Genomic DNA, 15,818 nt, shown 5'->3' on the forward strand with positions numbered 1-15,818 from the left:
GTCTTATTCGTATCCTTAATAAACGGGTCACACTTGAGTTCTTATAACAGAAAAATTGAAGCTTTGTCTCAATTCCAAGATAACTACCTGATTTAAATATTTTACGCTCAGAATCAGAAAAGTTCTCTTGATTCGCACATCATATATGATTAACTAAAAACATATCAAATTATCAAATTAAGATATTTTAGTTGACTAAATTACTTTAATTTGAAAAAATTGTGCAACAAAATATCTAATCGAGAAATTGGTTTACTCTGCCGACTTTTTCGATGTCTCTCCTTTCCTAAGCTTGGTCGTATAAATAGCGGTCAATCTGAAATCATCTCGGCACATCATGCAAAGATGTAGGAAAAATCATTGTATTGAAGGATGCTCTCATTAACTCATTTGTCTATAAAGCAAATGACAAAGTCGTGTTGTCTTTTTAAAAGGCAAGGGGACATTGAGGAGCATGCTCATCAGTTCAAATCTGTATTTGAGATGAGTTCATGTTATTAAAGCAAATACTGGCTTTTCGCCCGAGTAAGCTTGATCTAATTTTTGCAATAAAGACATTTATTGCCGGCATGTTGGCATTATTTGTCTCGTTTGAATTAGACCTGATTAATCCAATGTGGTCGATCGGTACTGTCCTGATTATCGCCAACCCTTATTCGGGCATGGTATCGTCTAAGTGTGTCTACCGTGTTTTAGGTACGGTGGGTGGTGCCATTGTTGCGTTAACAATAACACCTCATCTGATTAATACGCCGTGGATCTTTACGGTAGTGTTATCACTGTGGGTGGGCTTTGCGCTTTATGTATCCTTACTCGACCGGACGCCTCGCAGTTATGCATTTATGCTGGCGGGTTATTCAACTGCAATGATTGCGTATAACGCGATTACTTATATTGATCAGTACAATATTTTTGATATCGCTTTGGCGCGCGTACTTGAGATTTCAATTGGTGTGATTTCGAGTGCAGTGGTTTCCGCAACTATTTTGCCTATGCATATTGGTTCGGCAATTAAGCAACGTGTAACCAAAACACTCAAAGATACAGAGAACCTGTTTGCAAACTTGTTAAACGCAGACCAACAGCAAAATAATACACAGCTTTTAGCTGCGATTACTCGGGATACGACCGATATTCATGCATTAGCAGTTCATTTGAGCTATGAAAAAGGTGAATTGCATGGCATGACCAAACCTTTGCAAGAAATGCTCCATCAAATGTCGATGGTGGTTGCAAACTTGGTTGCCTTATCTGAACGAATTAAACAGTTGCAAGAACTGAATTTTATTGAAAGTCATTCAGTCAAATTAAAACAGCTTTCAGGTCATGTGATTCATTTTCTGGAACAAAAAGATCAGATGACTGATGAAAATGTTTTACAGTTACCTAACGAGTTTGAAAATGACTTTTTGAACTTAAATGACTCTGCTTCTGAACATCAACAAGTGCTATTGGCTGCCATGAAAATGGATGTCCGCCACTTTATTAGTAATGTTCTAGCTGTAAAAGTTTTATGGCAACGCATCAAGCAGGGTAATAAAGAGATACCAGATAACATTACCCCAATGACAACTAAATATCCAAGTTTGCACCGAGATCATGGCGTAGCCGTCAGAGGCGGTATTAGTGCGGTACTCATTACATTTATTGTGACTGGCGTGTGGATTCTGTCTGGCTGGAAAGCTGGATTTATGATGGCACAGATTGGTGCAGTAACTGCTTGTATTTTAACGGCCTTAGATAACCCTGTTCCTGTCTTACGTATTTTTATATGGGGTAGTGTGGCATCGGCTGTTTTAGTATTTATTTATGCTTTTGGTGTTTTCCCTCATGTCACCACATTTTGGGAACTGGGACTCGTTTTGTTACCGATGTTCTTATTTGCGGTTTCTATGATGGCGAATCAAGCACTCATGCCAGTGGGTATGGTGCTGGGTATTAATACCATGATGGGTCTGAACTTGCACAATGCTTATAGCATGGATGCAGTGTCTTACCTAGACAGTTCATTTGGTATGGTCATGGGTGTATTGGTGTCTCTCATTGTGATAGATGTCGTGCGTGCCATGTCACCAGATACCAGTGCAAATCGTATTCTGGCTTTACATTATCGTGCAATGCGTCAAGCGATTTATATCCCGTATGGTATTGACTTTAAAGTTCATTTACGTGCGATGTTAGACCGTGTAGGTGTTTTAAATACCAAAATGGTTCAATCAGAAGAGATTAAAAAATCGATTCATCAAGCATTGGTTGAATCAAGCGCTATTGTTGATTTAAGCCGACTTCAAGAGTTAGCAAATCAGCTTCAGCCATCTTCAGAACTAGCTCATCACATTGGCCGTTTGCAACAAGATTTAGATGAGCTGTTTAGAGCCAAAGAAAATGAAAAAGATGAAAGTGATGTATTGGTACAGCACATTCATCAGACCTTGTTTGAACTTAAACAACTTGCTTCAAATATTGAAGATATGACTTTGCGTCAAAGATTATTTATTTCGCTAAATAATATTGCTTATAGCATGTGTCATGTTTCATCAAACCAAATGAATGCAGATCGTACGCTTACAGGAGCCACAGCGCATGGGTGAGTTTAATGTCTACGGTATTTACGTGCCCGCTTTGCTCGTCCAAGCCTTATTTGCATATATATGTTTTCGCTTGTTAAGTCCTTTAACTAACAAATGGATTGCACAAGGCTGGATTGCACTACCCAGCATTTTCAATTTGTGTTTTTACCTTTTACTACTTTTGGTGATACACCAAATTTTTGTTGGGTTAGGTGCTTAAAGATGATTGCCAGATTAAAGATTGAGTTAGGTGAGTAAAATGAATCAATTGGAGTTGAAAAAAGTCATTCGTCCAGTGATTTTGATTGTCGCATTAATGATTGCGGTCTATACCATTGTGCATTTATGGAACTACTATAATGCAGCGCCGTGGACACGTGATGGCCGAGTTCGTGGTGACGTTATTCAAGTCTCCTCAGATGTAGCAGGACTTGTAACGGAAGTATTGGTTCAAGATAACCAGACTGTCAAAAAAGGTCAGGTACTTTTTAAAATTGATGTCTCTCGCCGAGCTTTAGATGTAGAGCAAGCAAAATCTGATTTGGCAAAAGCAAAAGCGGCATATGCTCAAGCACAAGCAGGTTTGGCTCAAGCCAAAGCAAACTTGATTAAGTCGAGCACGAACATTAAGTTAGCCGAGAAAAATGCAAACCGTTATTCAAACTTAATGGATGGCGCGATTTCTAAACAAGAACAAGATCAGGTTTTTGCAACTCGCGATCAATCACATGCGGAACATGAGCAACTCCAAGCGGCTATTCAACAAGCTGAAGCCACTATTAAACAGCAGCAAGCACTGGTTGAAGCAGCGACAAGTAATTTACATTTAGCAGAACTCAATATGCACCGTGCAGCTGTTGTTGCACCAGCAGATGGCACACTTTCTAACTTTGATTTGCGTCCTGGTAACTATATTCAAGTGGGACAAGCAGTTGCAGCATTGCTCGATCGTAAACAGCTTTATGTTGTGGGATATTTTGAAGAAACAAAATTAGATCGTATTCATATTGGTGATCAGGCAAGTGTGCAATTAATGGGTGACAGTCAGAAAATTAAAGGACATGTGCAAGGTATTGCATCGGGTATTGAAGACCGCGAGCGTTCAAGTAGTTCTAAACTGCTTGCAAACGTAAATCCAACTTTTAGCTGGGTTCGTTTAGCACAGCGTGTGCCTGTAAAAATTGTATTAGATGAAGCACCAAAAAATCAGTTGGCGTTTGTATCTGGCCGTACTGCGACAGTACATATTATTGAAAAATAAAAAGCTTAAGTTTTTAAACTCAATAAAAAAGCATGTGTAAAACATGCTTTTTTATTTTATGGCGTTAAGCCAACGGGATTACGATACCAACTCTGAATTAGCAAAGCTGCGGCAAAACTATCTGCTGATAATTTCTTTGCACGGCCTTGTTCTTGATAAAAACCGAGTTCTTCTCTCGCTTCACGCGTAGTTAAACGCTCATCTACCATCCAAGTTTCAATATTGGTTTGATGACGTAAACGTCTTGCAAATTTGCGGGCACGTGTAGAAAGTTCTGACTCGCTATCATCCATATTTAATGGAAGACCAACAATAAACAAATCCGGCTGCCACTCTTTCACAATTTTTAAAAGTTGGTCCCAGTTGGGAATCCCATCTTTCATCACAAAAAGTGGTAATGGGTTAGCACTTTCAATTGCAGACTGACCAATCGCCATTCCCATCTTTTGAGTGCCAAAGTCGAAAGCCATAATTGATTTTGATTGCGTTGCGATCATTAGGCGTGCCCGATTTCAGAAGCCAGCCATGTACGATCTACACCAATTTTTTTATAGGCTGCATCCCAACGGTCGTCATACGGCAAGTTAAAAATCAGATCCATGTCGGCATCACAGATAAGCCAGTCACCACGAGCGATTTCATCTTCTAACTGGTTTTTACCCCAACTCGCATAACCAAGGGCGATTTGGTAGCGGCCAACACCTTCGTTATGCGCAATCGCATCGAGAATATCTTTACTAGTGGTGATACAGACATTCTCACCCACAGCAATAGAGGAATGCCATGTTGGTTGACCAGTATGAAGGACAAAGCCTGCTTCAGGGCGTAAAGGGCCACCTTGTAAAACCTCATGCGGATTTACATTGTCTGCATCAATGTCTAAATCATTGAGTAGTTCTTTAATTTGGATGCCAGCAGGGCGATTGATAATAATACCTTGAGCACCTTCTTCGTCATGACGGGCAAGATAAATTACAGTATTTGCAAAAAAGTCATCTGCCATTTCTGGCGGGGCAATCAGACAACGGTGAGTCATATATTGTTTGGTCACCTAAGCGGTTCTCCCTCAAAAAATGTCGCTATAGGGTCTCTCGACCCTTTTATCTATATAGGTTCTTTTTATCAACATACAAGAGTTAATCGGATTTCGCCAATCTTTTTCTCTCATTTTCTTTATTAATTTGAAGAAGCCTGAAATTTGAGTTGGCGTAATTGTTTTGCGTGCTGCAAGGTTGTTTCATTAATTTCAACACCGCCCGACATACGTGCCAACTCAGAAATAATCTGATTTTCATCGAGTTGTACAATGGTACTGCTTGCCGGATCAGTTTGTTGCTTTTTAACTAACAAATGTTGATCAGATTGTGCAGCGACCTGTGCTTGGTGAGTAATACATAGCAGTTGGACATGTTGAGCCAAATCGGCAAGTAAACGTCCAACCACTTCAGCCGTACCACCACTAATCCCGACATCAATCTCGTCAAATACCAAAACTTCTGCCTCAGTCTTTTCAGCATTCATCACTTGCATGACAAGTGCAATACGTGAAAGTTCACCACCCGATGCCACACGAGCTAATGGTTGTGGTGGTATACCTTTGTTGGCAGTAAATAAAAGTTGAATAAAGCTTAAACCTTCTGAGCTTGGTTGTTCTAGTGGTTCAAACTTAAACTCAAAGTGTGCTTCAGGTAGTGCCAAAGGCTTAACCTGCTCGGTTAATTGTTTTGCAAGTGGAGTAGCAGCTTCACGACGAATATTGTCTAAATGCTGGGCTTTTTCTAAGAATTCTTGGTGTGACTTTTCTACTTGCTCTGCCAGAGTTTCTGGGTCTTCAAGTTGATGCAACTGCTCAAGCTCATTTTGCCAAGTCTCGTACTCTTCTTTAAGTATTTCTGGTTGAGTACGGTATTTACGAGCAAGGCGATGGAAAACCTCTAGCTTGGAGTTGAGTTCTTCCATCCGTTCAGGATCAAAGCTCTGGCGGTCAATAAATTGACGTAAATTTGATGTGGCATCATCAATTTCACTTTGAGCATTGAGTAAAGAATTATAAATTTCAGAAAGCTGTTCACTACGCCCAGCATGAGATTCTAGACGGCGAATGATCGATGACATTTCTTGAGTAATATTTTGCTCAGCTTCATCAAGCGCATTCAGGCTATAGCTACAATCTTGCATGATATGTTCATGATGACTGAGACGGTCAAACTCTTGCTCGATTTCTTTGTAATCGGTTTGAATAACCTCTTCAAGCTCTTCGATTTGTAGCTCTAAGGTCGCAATACGTTGTAGACGGGTTGCTTGAGCATCTAAAGCCGCTTGGTGCAAGCGAATTGTACACTGCCATGTGCTATAGGCCTCACGAACATCGTTTGCTTCTACATAAAAATTGTTATAACGGTCTAACCAATGCTTTGGATAAGGTGGTTCAAGAAGCTGTTGCTGGCTGTGCTGGCTATATAATTGAACCAATAAACGACCTAATTCTTTAAGCTCAGAGAGACTACTTGGGCGGCCATTCACCCATGCTTTACTACGGCCAGTTGCGAAAATAACACGACGTAAATGAATTTCCCCAGAGTCATCATCTAGCTCATGATCTTGTAGCCATTTTGCTTCTGGGCTATTGTCCTGATAAGTAAAAACAGCGGTGATATCCGCTTTGTCCGAACCATAGCGGACATAATTTGTATCTGTACGTTCCCCTAAGCAGGCAGAAAGTGCATCCAGTAATAATGATTTTCCGGCACCTGTCTCACCTGTTAGAACATTAAATCCTTGTTCTATATCAATAGCTAAATGATCAGCTAATGCAAAATTGATTAAAGTTAAATGTGTGAGCATAAACGCATCCAACGCGCCAAATTATGGGTTAAAGATAGAGAAGTTTTGAATTTGCTACAAGTGATCTATTATTCTAACTGAAATAATAGAACAGCAAGATTGCGGATCTTTACAATGAAAAAAACATTAAGCTTACCGAAAGCACCAATAGGAATGATGAACCGCCATAAAAGAATTAATCCTGCTGAAATGAATAAAGTTTTAAATCAGCATTTTAATGCATTTAAACAGGCTGCTGCACAAGGCGATTATGCCAAAGCTTATCAACATGTAAAAAAAGCGGTAAATCTAGTACCACAGCATCCAGGAGCACTATCTGATTTAGCTTATACTGAGCTGCGGTTACGCCGTTATGACGATGCATATCAACATTATATGCAAGCCATTAAAGCAAGTGGTTCTAACGTTAATACAAATCTATACGATGGATTAACTGAAGTTTGCCATCATTTAAATAAAAAAGAAGAAAAGATTAAATTTGGACGCTTGGCAATTACAACCAAAAAAGAATTAGCTAAGAGCGAACCTATTTTGATAATTCCCAATCATGCACCACCAGCATTTAGCTTAAATCCACATGAAAACATTATTGCTTTTTCTTTATTTGGAGCAAATCCGCGTTATTGTGAAACTTCAATTTTAAATACTAAGTTAGCTCAAGAGATATACCCAGAATGGACTTGTCGGTTCTATATAGATGATACCGTTCCTGAATTTGTGCAGCAGCGTTTACAAGCAAATGGGGCACAAGTGGTACAGGTGAGTACCTCACAGAAACAATTATCCGGCTTATTTTGGCGCTTTTTAGTTATGGATGATCCAACCGTTAAGCGCTTTTTGATACGTGATGCTGACTCTATTGTGTCTTATCGTGAGAAAGCTGCCGTTGATGCTTGGCTCAAAAGTGATGAATGGTTTCATTTAATGAGAGATAGCTACTCTCATACTGAATTGATTTTGGCGGGTATGTGGGGTGGATGCTCAGGTATTTTTCATAATATTGAAGCACATATCAGAGATTATGTTGCCACTGGAAGGTATCCGGACAATCGAGTCATAGATCAACATTATCTGCGTTATTGTATTTGGCCGACTTTAAAACAAAGTGTACTCGTACATGATAGCCAGCAATTTGATGAAAATAGTGCCGATTTTCCGGTTTATGAGTCAGCTTCAATGCAAAATGACCCAGACAATTTTCATATTGGCATGGATAATGGTTCACCAGTGGTTACAACTGCTGTTACTCACCCAACAGCAGAGAAAGTTTATTGGGTTTTACTCGATGAAAATTACGATGAAGTTTGCAGATATGATGCAATAGTGTCGAAGAGTCGAAATATTGAAGTAAATTTACCCCACGCTTTTGCTAAAAAAATTCAGTTACAGCAGTGGAAATTACAAGTCTATCCATATGAAAACTGATTGATTAGTTATTTAGGCACAATTAAACTACATTCATCATAATTTATATAAATGCGGCATTATCTGGAGAGTGTGCATGAGTTCAACCCAATTTGATCATGTAACGGTCATCAAAAAATCAAATGTTTATTTTGGTGGAGCATGTATCAGCCATACCGTGCAATTTGAAGATGGAACGAAAAAAACATTAGGTGTTATTTTGCCGACTGAGCAGCCTTTAACATTTGAAACACACGTTCCTGAGCGTATGGAAATTATTTCAGGTGAATGTCGCGTTAAAATTGCAGACAGCAATGAAAGTGAATTGTTCCGTGCTGGTCAATCATTTTATGTACCAGGTAATAGCGTTTTCAAAATCGAGACTGATGAAGTACTCGATTATGTTTGCCACTTAGAAGGCTAAGAAATTACTGTTTAAATCGGGTACACTATGCCCAAAGAAATCCTGTGAAGTTGGCTTTACAGGATTTTTATTTTTTGCTTAAACGTTGTTAGAGGTCATGCATGGCAAAACCGGAATATTATTATGGCGTTCACTCAGTGGAGTCATTGTTAGAACTTGAGCCGGAGCGCGTGCTGACCTTGTTTACATTGAAAGGGCGCGACGATCAACGTTTGCAGAAGATTCTGCAATTGGCTGAGCCTTTTGGAATTAGTGTACAAAAAGCAAGCCGTGATAGCCTCGAAAAGCTTGCGGGCTTGCCATTCCACCAAGGTGTAGTGGCAGCAGTACGTCCGCACCCGACTTTAAATGAAAAAGATCTGGATCAGATCTTGGCTGAAACTCCAGATGCTTTATTGCTGGCATTAGATCAGGTGACCGATCCACATAACTTAGGTGCTTGTATTCGTACAGCCGCTGCAATGGGTGTTCAGGCCGTAATTGTGCCTCGTGATCGCTCAGCAAGTTTGACCCCAACTGCTCGTAAGGTTGCAGCGGGTGGAGCCGAGAAAGTTAAGTTCATTCAAGTAACAAACTTAGCTCGTACATTAGCCCATCTAAAAGAAACCACTCATACACGTGTGATTGGCACCATGCTTGATGAAAGCGCTTTGCCTATTCAAAAATGTGATTTCTCTGGTCCAGTCGTAATCGTGATGGGAGCTGAAGATACGGGTTTACGTCCAATTACTCAGGCACAGTGTGATAATAAAGTTTATATTCCAATGTCTGGAAACTTGCAGAGCCTAAATGTAAGCGTGGCAACAGGTATGGCACTTTATGAGGCCTGCCGTCAGCGTTCTGAGGTATAATAGAGCTGCCTTTCTCGTTTTAAAGCAGTCTTAATATGTCTCCCCGTAAGCAAGGTTATTTCTTTGTATTGGTGACCATGTGCATTTGGGGCGGGTTTACACTTTTTGCCCGTTTAAATGCACAATGGCACATCAGTGCTTGGGACATTGCCGCACTGCGCTTCGCTATCGCCTTTCTAATTTTAATGCCTATCTTAATTTATAAAAAAGATCTCGCTTTTTTATGGAGTAAGCATGCGGTTATTTTGGCGCTCATTGGTGGAGTGATTTATTGTCTTACCGTCTATACCGCGTTTCTTTATGCCCCTGCTGCACAGGCTGCAATTTTCTTAAATGGTTGTATTCCAATTTGTACTGCAATTGCAGCATACATTTTATTTAGACAACCATTTGATAAGCATACATGGGTGAGTCTGGCAATTATGATCACTGCCTTGGCTCTCATGAGTGTGTTGATGTTGCAAGATAATGCTTCTGCTTTTGGCCTGGGGGATTTGCTTCTTTTTATTAGTGCGATTTGGTGGGGTATTTTCACTGTATTACTTAAACAGTGGAAACTTTCCGCATGGCACTCTATGGCAAGTGTTGCGATTTGGTCTGCAATTATCTATTTACCCATCTATGCTTTATTTTTGCCTAAGCATTTTATGGAAGTTAGTCCTGTTCATTTAGCGATACAGGGCATTTTCCACGGTGTATTTGTCGTTATTATCGCAACTTTGACTTATGTTGCTGCCATTCAACGACTAGGCGCTTTTAAAACGGGAAGTATTGTGACTTTGGCGCCGTTTATTGCTGCTATTTTAGCTGTACCTTTACTTGGCGAGTCATTAAGCCCATCGATTGTGGTGGGCTTAGTAGGTATGGGAATAGGTGCTTTACAGCCTTGGCGTTGGTTTAGGCAAGATAGCTTGGCACAAAAGATTCAGCAGCAAAATAAGCAAAATTAGTTTGTGCGCTTCAAATAGCTTTGATGTAAAGGCTCTAATTGCTGATATAAATGTTCGAGTAATCCGTCATTAAACACAATGTCATTAGCAAGTTCGCGTTTACGCTCGCGTGGCATTTGTGCAGCAATGATTTTCTGGATTTGTTCTTGGTTTTGCCCATCGCGCTGACTTGCACGCTGAATTTGAGTTTGTTCACTCGCATCAACTAATAAAGTGTGATTAACCAATTCATGCTGGTTGGTCTCAAAAAGTAATGGTGAAACTAAAATCACATACGGACTTTTAGGATTTTGTAGTTGTTGAATAATAGATTGGCGAATGGCTGGATGCGTGATTTTCTCAAGTGTTTGTCTTGCTTCAGGGTTTTGAAAAATATATTCACGTAGGGCGCGGCGGTCTAAACTACCATCGGGTTGAAGTACCCAGTCTCCAAAAGTTTGTTGAATTTTTTGAAGAGCAGGTTGGCCTTTTTCAACCACTTCACGCGCAACGATGTCGGCATCGACGACTTGGATTCCCTGGGACTCAAACCATTGTGTTGCAGCAGATTTTCCACTGCCAATTCCACCTGTGATTCCCAGAATAAAAGCCATCTTAACCTCCCAAATAAATTTTCATAATCTGATCACCCCATAAAAAGGCAACCCAACCAGCAATGGCAATATAGGGTCCAAACGCAAAAGGCTGATTGTCATTTCTTAATTTTAATAAAATGATGCCAATGATTGCGCCAAGTAACGATGACAATAACACAATTAATGGCAGCATCAATGGTCCCATCCATGCACCTAAGGCTGCAAGTAACTTAAAGTCGCCGTAACCCATACCTTCTTTGCCGGTAATCACTTTAAAGAGGTAATAGACAATCCAAAGACATAGAAAGCCGATAAGGTAGCCCCAAATGGCTGAGTTGGGTGAGGTATAAATATTAAAGGTATTAATACCTAAGCCAAGGGCAGCTAAAGGTAGGGTAAAGCGATCAGGCAAAAGTTGTGTATCAAAGTCAATAAAGGTGAGGGCAATTAGTATCCATGTGAGGACTAGGCCGAAAAGCATTTGTACGGTTGGGCCAAACACCATAACCACCACCAGTGAACATAGCATGGTGAGTAGTTCAATCGCTGGATAGCGAATGCTGATCGGGTACTGACAGTGTCCACATTTTCCTCTTAACACAAGCCAGCTTATGACAGGAATATTTTGATACCAACGAATCGGTTGATGACATGCGGGACATGATGAAGCAGGTTTGCTTAGAGTCAGTTTTTCATGATCAATAATCGGTTGTTCTGGATTGAGGAGTATTTGACATTCTTGCTGCCAGTCTTGCTCCATCATCTTTGGAGTACGATAAATCACTACATTCAGAAAGCTACCAATACATAGGCTCAAGAGTGCAACTGCAATGTAAAGAGCAGTTAAATTTTGAATAAAATACGCAATAATTTCTTGCATTATACAACTGAGCCCATTTGGAAAATTGGAAGATACATGGCAACAACTAGACCGCCTACCAACACCCCTAAAACCGCCATGATTAAAGGTTCCATCATTGAAGTTAAACCATCAACAGCATTATCAACCTCATTTTCATAGTAGGTCGCAACTTTATCGAGCATGCTGTCTAGCGCCCCCGATTCTTCACCAATTGCAACCATTTGTATAGCCATAGAAGGAAAACGGTTAGATAAACGCATGGCAAACTGAAGTTGTTGTCCTGTTGCGACATCTTCACGAATTTTCATAACAGCTTGCTCATAGATCACATTATTGGTTGCACCTGCAGTTGATTCAAGCGCGTCGATGAGTGGAACACCTGCTGCAAATGTTGTGGCAAGCGTACGGCTATAACGGGCAATAATTGCTTTATAAACCAAGTCCCCAAAAATAGGTAATTTAAGCGCGAGTTTATCTAAGCCATCACGAAACTTTTTACTACGTTTTTTTGCTTCTAGAAAGGCGGCAATAATGACGCCAATCGCAATAATCATAATAAACCAGTATTCTTGCATCCATTTCGACATGTCTACGACCATTTGCGTAAAGGCTGGTAACTTTGCTCCAAAAGAAGAAAATAGATCTTGGAAAACGGGTACCACTTTAACCATCAAAATAATAGTCACCACAATTGCTACTACAATAACCGTCGCAGGATATTTCATTGCTTTCTTGATTTTCTGCTTGAGCAATTCACTTTTTTCTTTGTAAATCGCCACACGATCTAGCATGGTTTCAAGTGCACCTGATTGTTCACCAGACTCAACAAGTGAGCAAAACAAGTTATCAAAATGTTGAGGATACTTTCTTAAAGCTGAAGCGAAGGTACTGCCACCTTCAACTTCACCTTTAATACCAAGTACTACCTCACGCATAGCTGGGTTTTCCAAACCTTCAGCGACAATTTCAAAGCCTTGTACCAGCGGTACACCGGCTTTCATCATGGTCGCCAGTTGTCGGGTAAAAATAGTAATATCAAGTGTTGATACTTTTCTCTTGAATAAACCTTCAAGAATATTTTTACGTTTCTCACGTATGGTTCGAACAGTCACCCCTTGTTTGCGTAAGGTCACTTTAGCTAAAGCCATATTTTTAGCTGGAAGTTCCCCCTTAATTTTTACGCCCTTACGGTCAACCCCTTCATAAGCAAAAGTCGGCATCATTTGTGCCTTTTTGACAGCCATTAGATTATCCTTATTTTAAATAGTGTCTTATTCACTGGTCACGCGATTGATTTCCTGTAAGGAAGTCACGCCTTGCATCACCTTTTTTAAACCTGAACGACGTAGATTATTAAACCCCAATTTTTCAGAAGCAGCTGCGATTTCTAGAGCGTTGCCATCTTCCATAATAATTTTGGAAATTTCAGGTGTAACTTTCATTACTTCATAAATACCGACACGGCCTTTATAGCCTTCACGACATTCAGGACAACCTACCGGTTGAAAAACGCGAAAGTCTGGATGTGCTAAATCTTGTTCGGTAAAACCCATTTCTAATAAGCTTTGTTTAGGAATATCAGTAGGTATTTTGCACTGAGAGCAAAGACGTCGTGCCAAACGCTGTGCAATAACTAGGTTTACTGATGTTGCAATATTAAAAGAGGGAACTCCCATATTGCGTAGACGGGTTAGCGTTTCTGGAGCACTGTTAGTATGCAGTGTTGACATCACCATGTGACCCGTTTGTGCAGCTTTAATTGCGATTTCTGCTGTTTCCAAGTCACGAATCTCACCCACCATAATAATATCAGGATCTTGACGTAAAAAGGATTTAAGCGCGGCAGCAAAAGTAAGCCCTACTTTTGGGTTCACGTTAACCTGGTTAATACCTTCAAGATTAATCTCCACTGGATCTTCGGCAGTAGAAATATTAGAACTTTCAGTATTTAAAATATTCAAACCTGTATATAAAGATACAGTTTTACCAGAACCTGTTGGCCCAGTAATTAAAAGCATGCCCTGTGGTTTATCTAAAGCTTCCATAAATAAAGCTTTTTGTTCTTCTTCGTATCCTAATGCATCAATCCCCAGCATTGCACTTGATGGGTCAAGAATACGGAGAACTAACTTTTCACCAAACAATGTCGGGAGTGAGTTCACACGGAAATCAATTGCTTTGGTCTTTGATAGTTTGAGTTTGATACGACCATCTTGGGGGACACGTTTTTCGGAAATGTCCATTTGAGACATGACTTTTAAACGTGACGCCAAACGGTTCGCAAGTTGTAAAGGCGGATTGGCAATTTGACGTAACACGCCATCAACACGATAACGTACCCGATATGACTTTTCATACGGTTCAAAATGTAAATCTGAAGCACCCATACGAATGGCATCAATGAGCAACTTATTAATATATTTAACAATAGGTGCTTCATCACCTTGTGGTGTTTCTTCTTCATCCTCTTGAGTGGTAGGGCCATCAAGACTGACATCAAGATCAAACTCTTCATCATTAAAGTCAAAACTGCTTTCTTCTGCAAAATGCTGACCTAAAACTTTTTCGAGTTTATGGTGCTCGACAATGACAGGCTCAACCATCAGTTTGCTGTTAAAACGGATCGCATCAATCGCTTCAATATTGCTTGGATTACTGGTCGCGACGTATAAAATTTGCCCTCTTTGAATAAGGGGCAAAATTCGATGTTTTAAAATCAGTTTTTGATCGACCAGATCTTTAGGAATCTGAGAGGTGTCATAAACATCTAGATCAAAATATGGTTCAGCAAACTCAGCAGAGATTGTTTCAGCCAATAAAGAAGGGGAGAGATGAACCTCTTCAATTAAATATGCGACTGTATCCTGCTTAGCTCTCTTTGCTGCATCTAATGCAGTTTGCATGGTCGCTGCCGACACATGCTTTTCTTCGACTAAACGCCGAAAAAACCCCGTAAATTTTGGAGATGTATGTAATGCTGACATCTGCCTGCCTATGCTAATGTGTTTATAATTGGTATATGAAAAATTATACTTTTGTTATGTAAAATTACTACCTTATAAAATGTTGCTCTAGTCCTACTCAGACTGTTAAAGCTTGAACCAGTCGAAGTTTTTATAGATTAATTTTTAAAATGTTTAAGTTTGAGTCCTTATAAAGTTTTTTTAATTTCAAAGAGTAGAAAAGATATAAGTAATCCCATTAAAGAAAAGTATCTGAAATTTGTATAAATGCGTGTAGAATGTGCTGCATTTTTGATGAAAGGTGAGCAGTATGTCGGGTACGACGATTACGCCTTGGGTAGTTGGCAACTGGAAAATGAATCCAATGCGTGCTAACGCCAACCAACTTATAGAAGAATTTAAACAATTATTGCAACAAAACCAAATTGCAGATGAAAGCTGCCATGTGGGCGTTGCCCCTGTTTCTATTGCACTTACAACAGTACAGGCGCAATTGCAGGATGCTGCAAGAACAGTATATACAGTTGCGCAGGATGTATCGCGTGTTGCAGGTACAGGTGCTTATACTGGTGAAGTTAGTGCAGAATTATTAAAAGATAGCCAAATTAATTTCGTACTGGTCGGACACTCTGAACGCCGTGATATTTTTGGTGACAACGTTGAAATTTTGAAGGCGAAACTCCAAAATGCATTAAATGCGGGTTTGACTGTCATTTATTGTGTGGGTGAAAGTCTTGAACAGCGTGAGCAAGGCCATGCAGAGCAAGTTGTTTTACAGCAAATTTGCGATATTGCATCTGTAGTAACTGCTGAACAATGGCAAAACCAAGTCGTGATTGCTTATGAGCCGATTTGGGCAATTGGTACTGGTAAAACAGCTTCACCACAAGATGCGCAAGCAATGCACGCTAAAATTCGTGAAGGCTTATGCCAGCTTACTTCAGCGGGTTCAAGTATTGCTATTTTATATGGTGGTAGTGTAAAAGCTGAAAATGCTGTTGAATTAGCTGCATGTCCAGACATTAATGGTGCATTGGTCGGCGGTGCTTCATTAAATGCAGCATCTTTTTATCAAATTGTACAAGCCTTCGCGCAAAGCAAATAACGAGGATAG

General features: G+C 40.0%; 15 protein-coding genes. 8 read left to right on the top strand and 7 right to left on the bottom strand.

Features of this window, described 5'->3' with window-relative positions; all coding sequences use genetic code 11:
• The first annotated feature begins 491 nt into the window (after positions 1-491).
• From ACIF8R_RS08740 to ACIF8R_RS08750, 3 genes are read left to right on the top strand one after another with little or no spacing between them, the layout of a single operon-like run.
• On the top strand, positions 492-2,591 hold the full coding sequence (locus ACIF8R_RS08740; RefSeq protein ID WP_396480275.1) for an FUSC family protein: 2,100 nt from the start codon (positions 492-494) through the stop codon (positions 2,589-2,591).
• Positions 2,584-2,790 carry a DUF1656 domain-containing protein gene (locus ACIF8R_RS08745; protein WP_263612794.1) on the top strand — a complete coding sequence of 69 codons (207 nt, stop codon included), beginning with the start codon at positions 2,584-2,586 and terminating at the stop codon, positions 2,788-2,790. The genes ACIF8R_RS08740 and ACIF8R_RS08745 overlap by 8 nt, the downstream gene beginning before the upstream one ends.
• A gap of 39 nt (positions 2,791-2,829) precedes the next feature.
• Positions 2,830-3,831 carry an HlyD family secretion protein gene (locus ACIF8R_RS08750; RefSeq protein ID WP_396480277.1) on the top strand — a complete coding sequence of 334 codons (1,002 nt, stop codon included), beginning with the start codon at positions 2,830-2,832 and terminating at the stop codon, positions 3,829-3,831.
• Between the two features lie 56 nt (positions 3,832-3,887).
• Here ACIF8R_RS08750 and ruvX read toward each other — a convergent pair whose 3' ends face one another.
• The 3 genes from ruvX to recN form a co-directional block, all read right to left on the bottom strand.
• The gene (gene ruvX, locus ACIF8R_RS08755; RefSeq protein ID WP_272370366.1) at positions 3,888-4,328 is read right to left on the bottom strand and encodes a Holliday junction resolvase RuvX; all 441 of its coding nucleotides are present in this window, start codon (positions 4,326-4,328) and stop codon (positions 3,888-3,890) included.
• Positions 4,328-4,882 carry a YqgE/AlgH family protein gene (locus tag ACIF8R_RS08760; RefSeq protein ID WP_001979301.1) on the bottom strand — a complete coding sequence of 185 codons (555 nt, stop codon included), beginning with the start codon at positions 4,880-4,882 and terminating at the stop codon, positions 4,328-4,330. The genes ruvX and ACIF8R_RS08760 overlap by 1 nt, the downstream gene beginning before the upstream one ends.
• A 125-nt stretch (positions 4,883-5,007) precedes the next feature.
• Positions 5,008-6,675, bottom strand: coding sequence for a DNA repair protein RecN (gene recN, locus ACIF8R_RS08765; RefSeq protein ID WP_396480279.1), 1,668 nt, complete (start codon positions 6,673-6,675; stop codon positions 5,008-5,010).
• Positions 6,676-6,789: 114 nt separating this feature from the next.
• Here recN and ACIF8R_RS08770 point away from each other — a divergent pair, with 114 nt between their 5' ends.
• From ACIF8R_RS08770 to ACIF8R_RS08785, 4 genes are all read left to right on the top strand, one after another.
• Complete coding sequence (locus tag ACIF8R_RS08770; protein WP_396480281.1) at positions 6,790-8,100, top strand: tetratricopeptide repeat protein; 1,311 nt, start codon at positions 6,790-6,792, stop codon at positions 8,098-8,100.
• Between the two features lie 76 nt (positions 8,101-8,176).
• Entirely contained in the window at positions 8,177-8,503 is a 327-nt protein-coding gene (locus ACIF8R_RS08775; RefSeq protein ID WP_000099685.1) for a pyrimidine/purine nucleoside phosphorylase, read from the top strand.
• 101 nt (positions 8,504-8,604) lie between these two features.
• On the top strand, positions 8,605-9,354 hold the full coding sequence (gene rlmB / locus ACIF8R_RS08780; RefSeq protein ID WP_396480283.1) for a 23S rRNA (guanosine(2251)-2'-O)-methyltransferase RlmB: 750 nt from the start codon (positions 8,605-8,607) through the stop codon (positions 9,352-9,354).
• Between the two features lie 35 nt (positions 9,355-9,389).
• Positions 9,390-10,304 carry a DMT family transporter gene (locus ACIF8R_RS08785; RefSeq protein ID WP_396480285.1) on the top strand — a complete coding sequence of 305 codons (915 nt, stop codon included), beginning with the start codon at positions 9,390-9,392 and terminating at the stop codon, positions 10,302-10,304.
• Here ACIF8R_RS08785 and coaE read toward each other — a convergent pair.
• From coaE to pilB, 4 genes are read right to left on the bottom strand one after another with little or no spacing between them, the layout of a single operon-like run.
• Positions 10,301-10,897, bottom strand: a complete 597-nt coding sequence (gene coaE, locus ACIF8R_RS08790; protein ID WP_396480287.1) for a dephospho-CoA kinase — start codon at positions 10,895-10,897, stop codon at positions 10,301-10,303. The genes ACIF8R_RS08785 and coaE overlap by 4 nt on opposite strands.
• Position 10,898: 1 nt before the next feature.
• Positions 10,899-11,759 (bottom strand): prepilin peptidase, encoded by an 861-nt coding sequence (locus ACIF8R_RS08795; protein WP_396480289.1) that lies wholly within the window; start codon positions 11,757-11,759, stop codon positions 10,899-10,901.
• The gene (locus ACIF8R_RS08800) at positions 11,759-12,985 is read right to left on the bottom strand and encodes a type II secretion system F family protein (RefSeq protein ID WP_396480291.1); all 1,227 of its coding nucleotides are present in this window, start codon (positions 12,983-12,985) and stop codon (positions 11,759-11,761) included. The genes ACIF8R_RS08795 and ACIF8R_RS08800 overlap by 1 nt, the downstream gene beginning before the upstream one ends.
• 27 nt (positions 12,986-13,012) lie before the next feature.
• Complete coding sequence (gene pilB / locus ACIF8R_RS08805; protein WP_396480292.1) at positions 13,013-14,725, bottom strand: type IV-A pilus assembly ATPase PilB; 1,713 nt, start codon at positions 14,723-14,725, stop codon at positions 13,013-13,015.
• 289 nt (positions 14,726-15,014) lie between these two features.
• Here pilB and tpiA point away from each other — a divergent pair, with 289 nt between their 5' ends.
• Positions 15,015-15,809, top strand: a complete 795-nt coding sequence (gene tpiA / locus ACIF8R_RS08810; protein WP_396480294.1) for a triose-phosphate isomerase — start codon at positions 15,015-15,017, stop codon at positions 15,807-15,809.
• Positions 15,810-15,818: the final 9 nt, after the last annotated feature.

It is taken from the genome of Acinetobacter sp. ABJ_C4_1 (genome assembly GCF_044538495.1).
In the GTDB taxonomy this organism is placed as follows: domain Bacteria; phylum Pseudomonadota; class Gammaproteobacteria; order Pseudomonadales; family Moraxellaceae; genus Acinetobacter; species Acinetobacter nosocomialis_A.

What these genes read in the sequence shown, in the direction of transcription:
- ACIF8R_RS08740 (WP_396480275.1), top strand. Translation starts at nt 492, where the DNA reads ATGTTATTAAAGCAAATACTGGCTTTTCGCCCGAGTAAGCTTGATCTA.
- ACIF8R_RS08745 (WP_263612794.1), top strand. Translation starts at nt 2,584, where the DNA reads ATGGGTGAGTTTAATGTCTACGGTATTTACGTGCCCGCTTTGCTCGTC.
- ACIF8R_RS08750 (WP_396480277.1), top strand. Translation starts at nt 2,830, where the DNA reads ATGAATCAATTGGAGTTGAAAAAAGTCATTCGTCCAGTGATTTTGATT.
- ruvX (WP_272370366.1), bottom strand. Translation starts at nt 4,328, where the DNA reads ATGATCGCAACGCAATCAAAATCAATTATGGCTTTCGACTTTGGCACT.
- recN (WP_396480279.1), bottom strand. Translation starts at nt 6,675, where the DNA reads ATGCTCACACATTTAACTTTAATCAATTTTGCATTAGCTGATCATTTA.
- ACIF8R_RS08770 (WP_396480281.1), top strand. Translation starts at nt 6,790, where the DNA reads ATGAAAAAAACATTAAGCTTACCGAAAGCACCAATAGGAATGATGAAC.
- ACIF8R_RS08775 (WP_000099685.1), top strand. Translation starts at nt 8,177, where the DNA reads ATGAGTTCAACCCAATTTGATCATGTAACGGTCATCAAAAAATCAAAT.
- rlmB (WP_396480283.1), top strand. Translation starts at nt 8,605, where the DNA reads ATGGCAAAACCGGAATATTATTATGGCGTTCACTCAGTGGAGTCATTG.
- ACIF8R_RS08785 (WP_396480285.1), top strand. Translation starts at nt 9,390, where the DNA reads ATGTCTCCCCGTAAGCAAGGTTATTTCTTTGTATTGGTGACCATGTGC.
- coaE (WP_396480287.1), bottom strand. Translation starts at nt 10,897, where the DNA reads ATGGCTTTTATTCTGGGAATCACAGGTGGAATTGGCAGTGGAAAATCT.
- ACIF8R_RS08795 (WP_396480289.1), bottom strand. Translation starts at nt 11,759, where the DNA reads ATGCAAGAAATTATTGCGTATTTTATTCAAAATTTAACTGCTCTTTAC.
- ACIF8R_RS08800 (WP_396480291.1), bottom strand. Translation starts at nt 12,985, where the DNA reads ATGGCTGTCAAAAAGGCACAAATGATGCCGACTTTTGCTTATGAAGGG.
- pilB (WP_396480292.1), bottom strand. Translation starts at nt 14,725, where the DNA reads ATGTCAGCATTACATACATCTCCAAAATTTACGGGGTTTTTTCGGCGT.
- tpiA (WP_396480294.1), top strand. Translation starts at nt 15,015, where the DNA reads ATGTCGGGTACGACGATTACGCCTTGGGTAGTTGGCAACTGGAAAATG.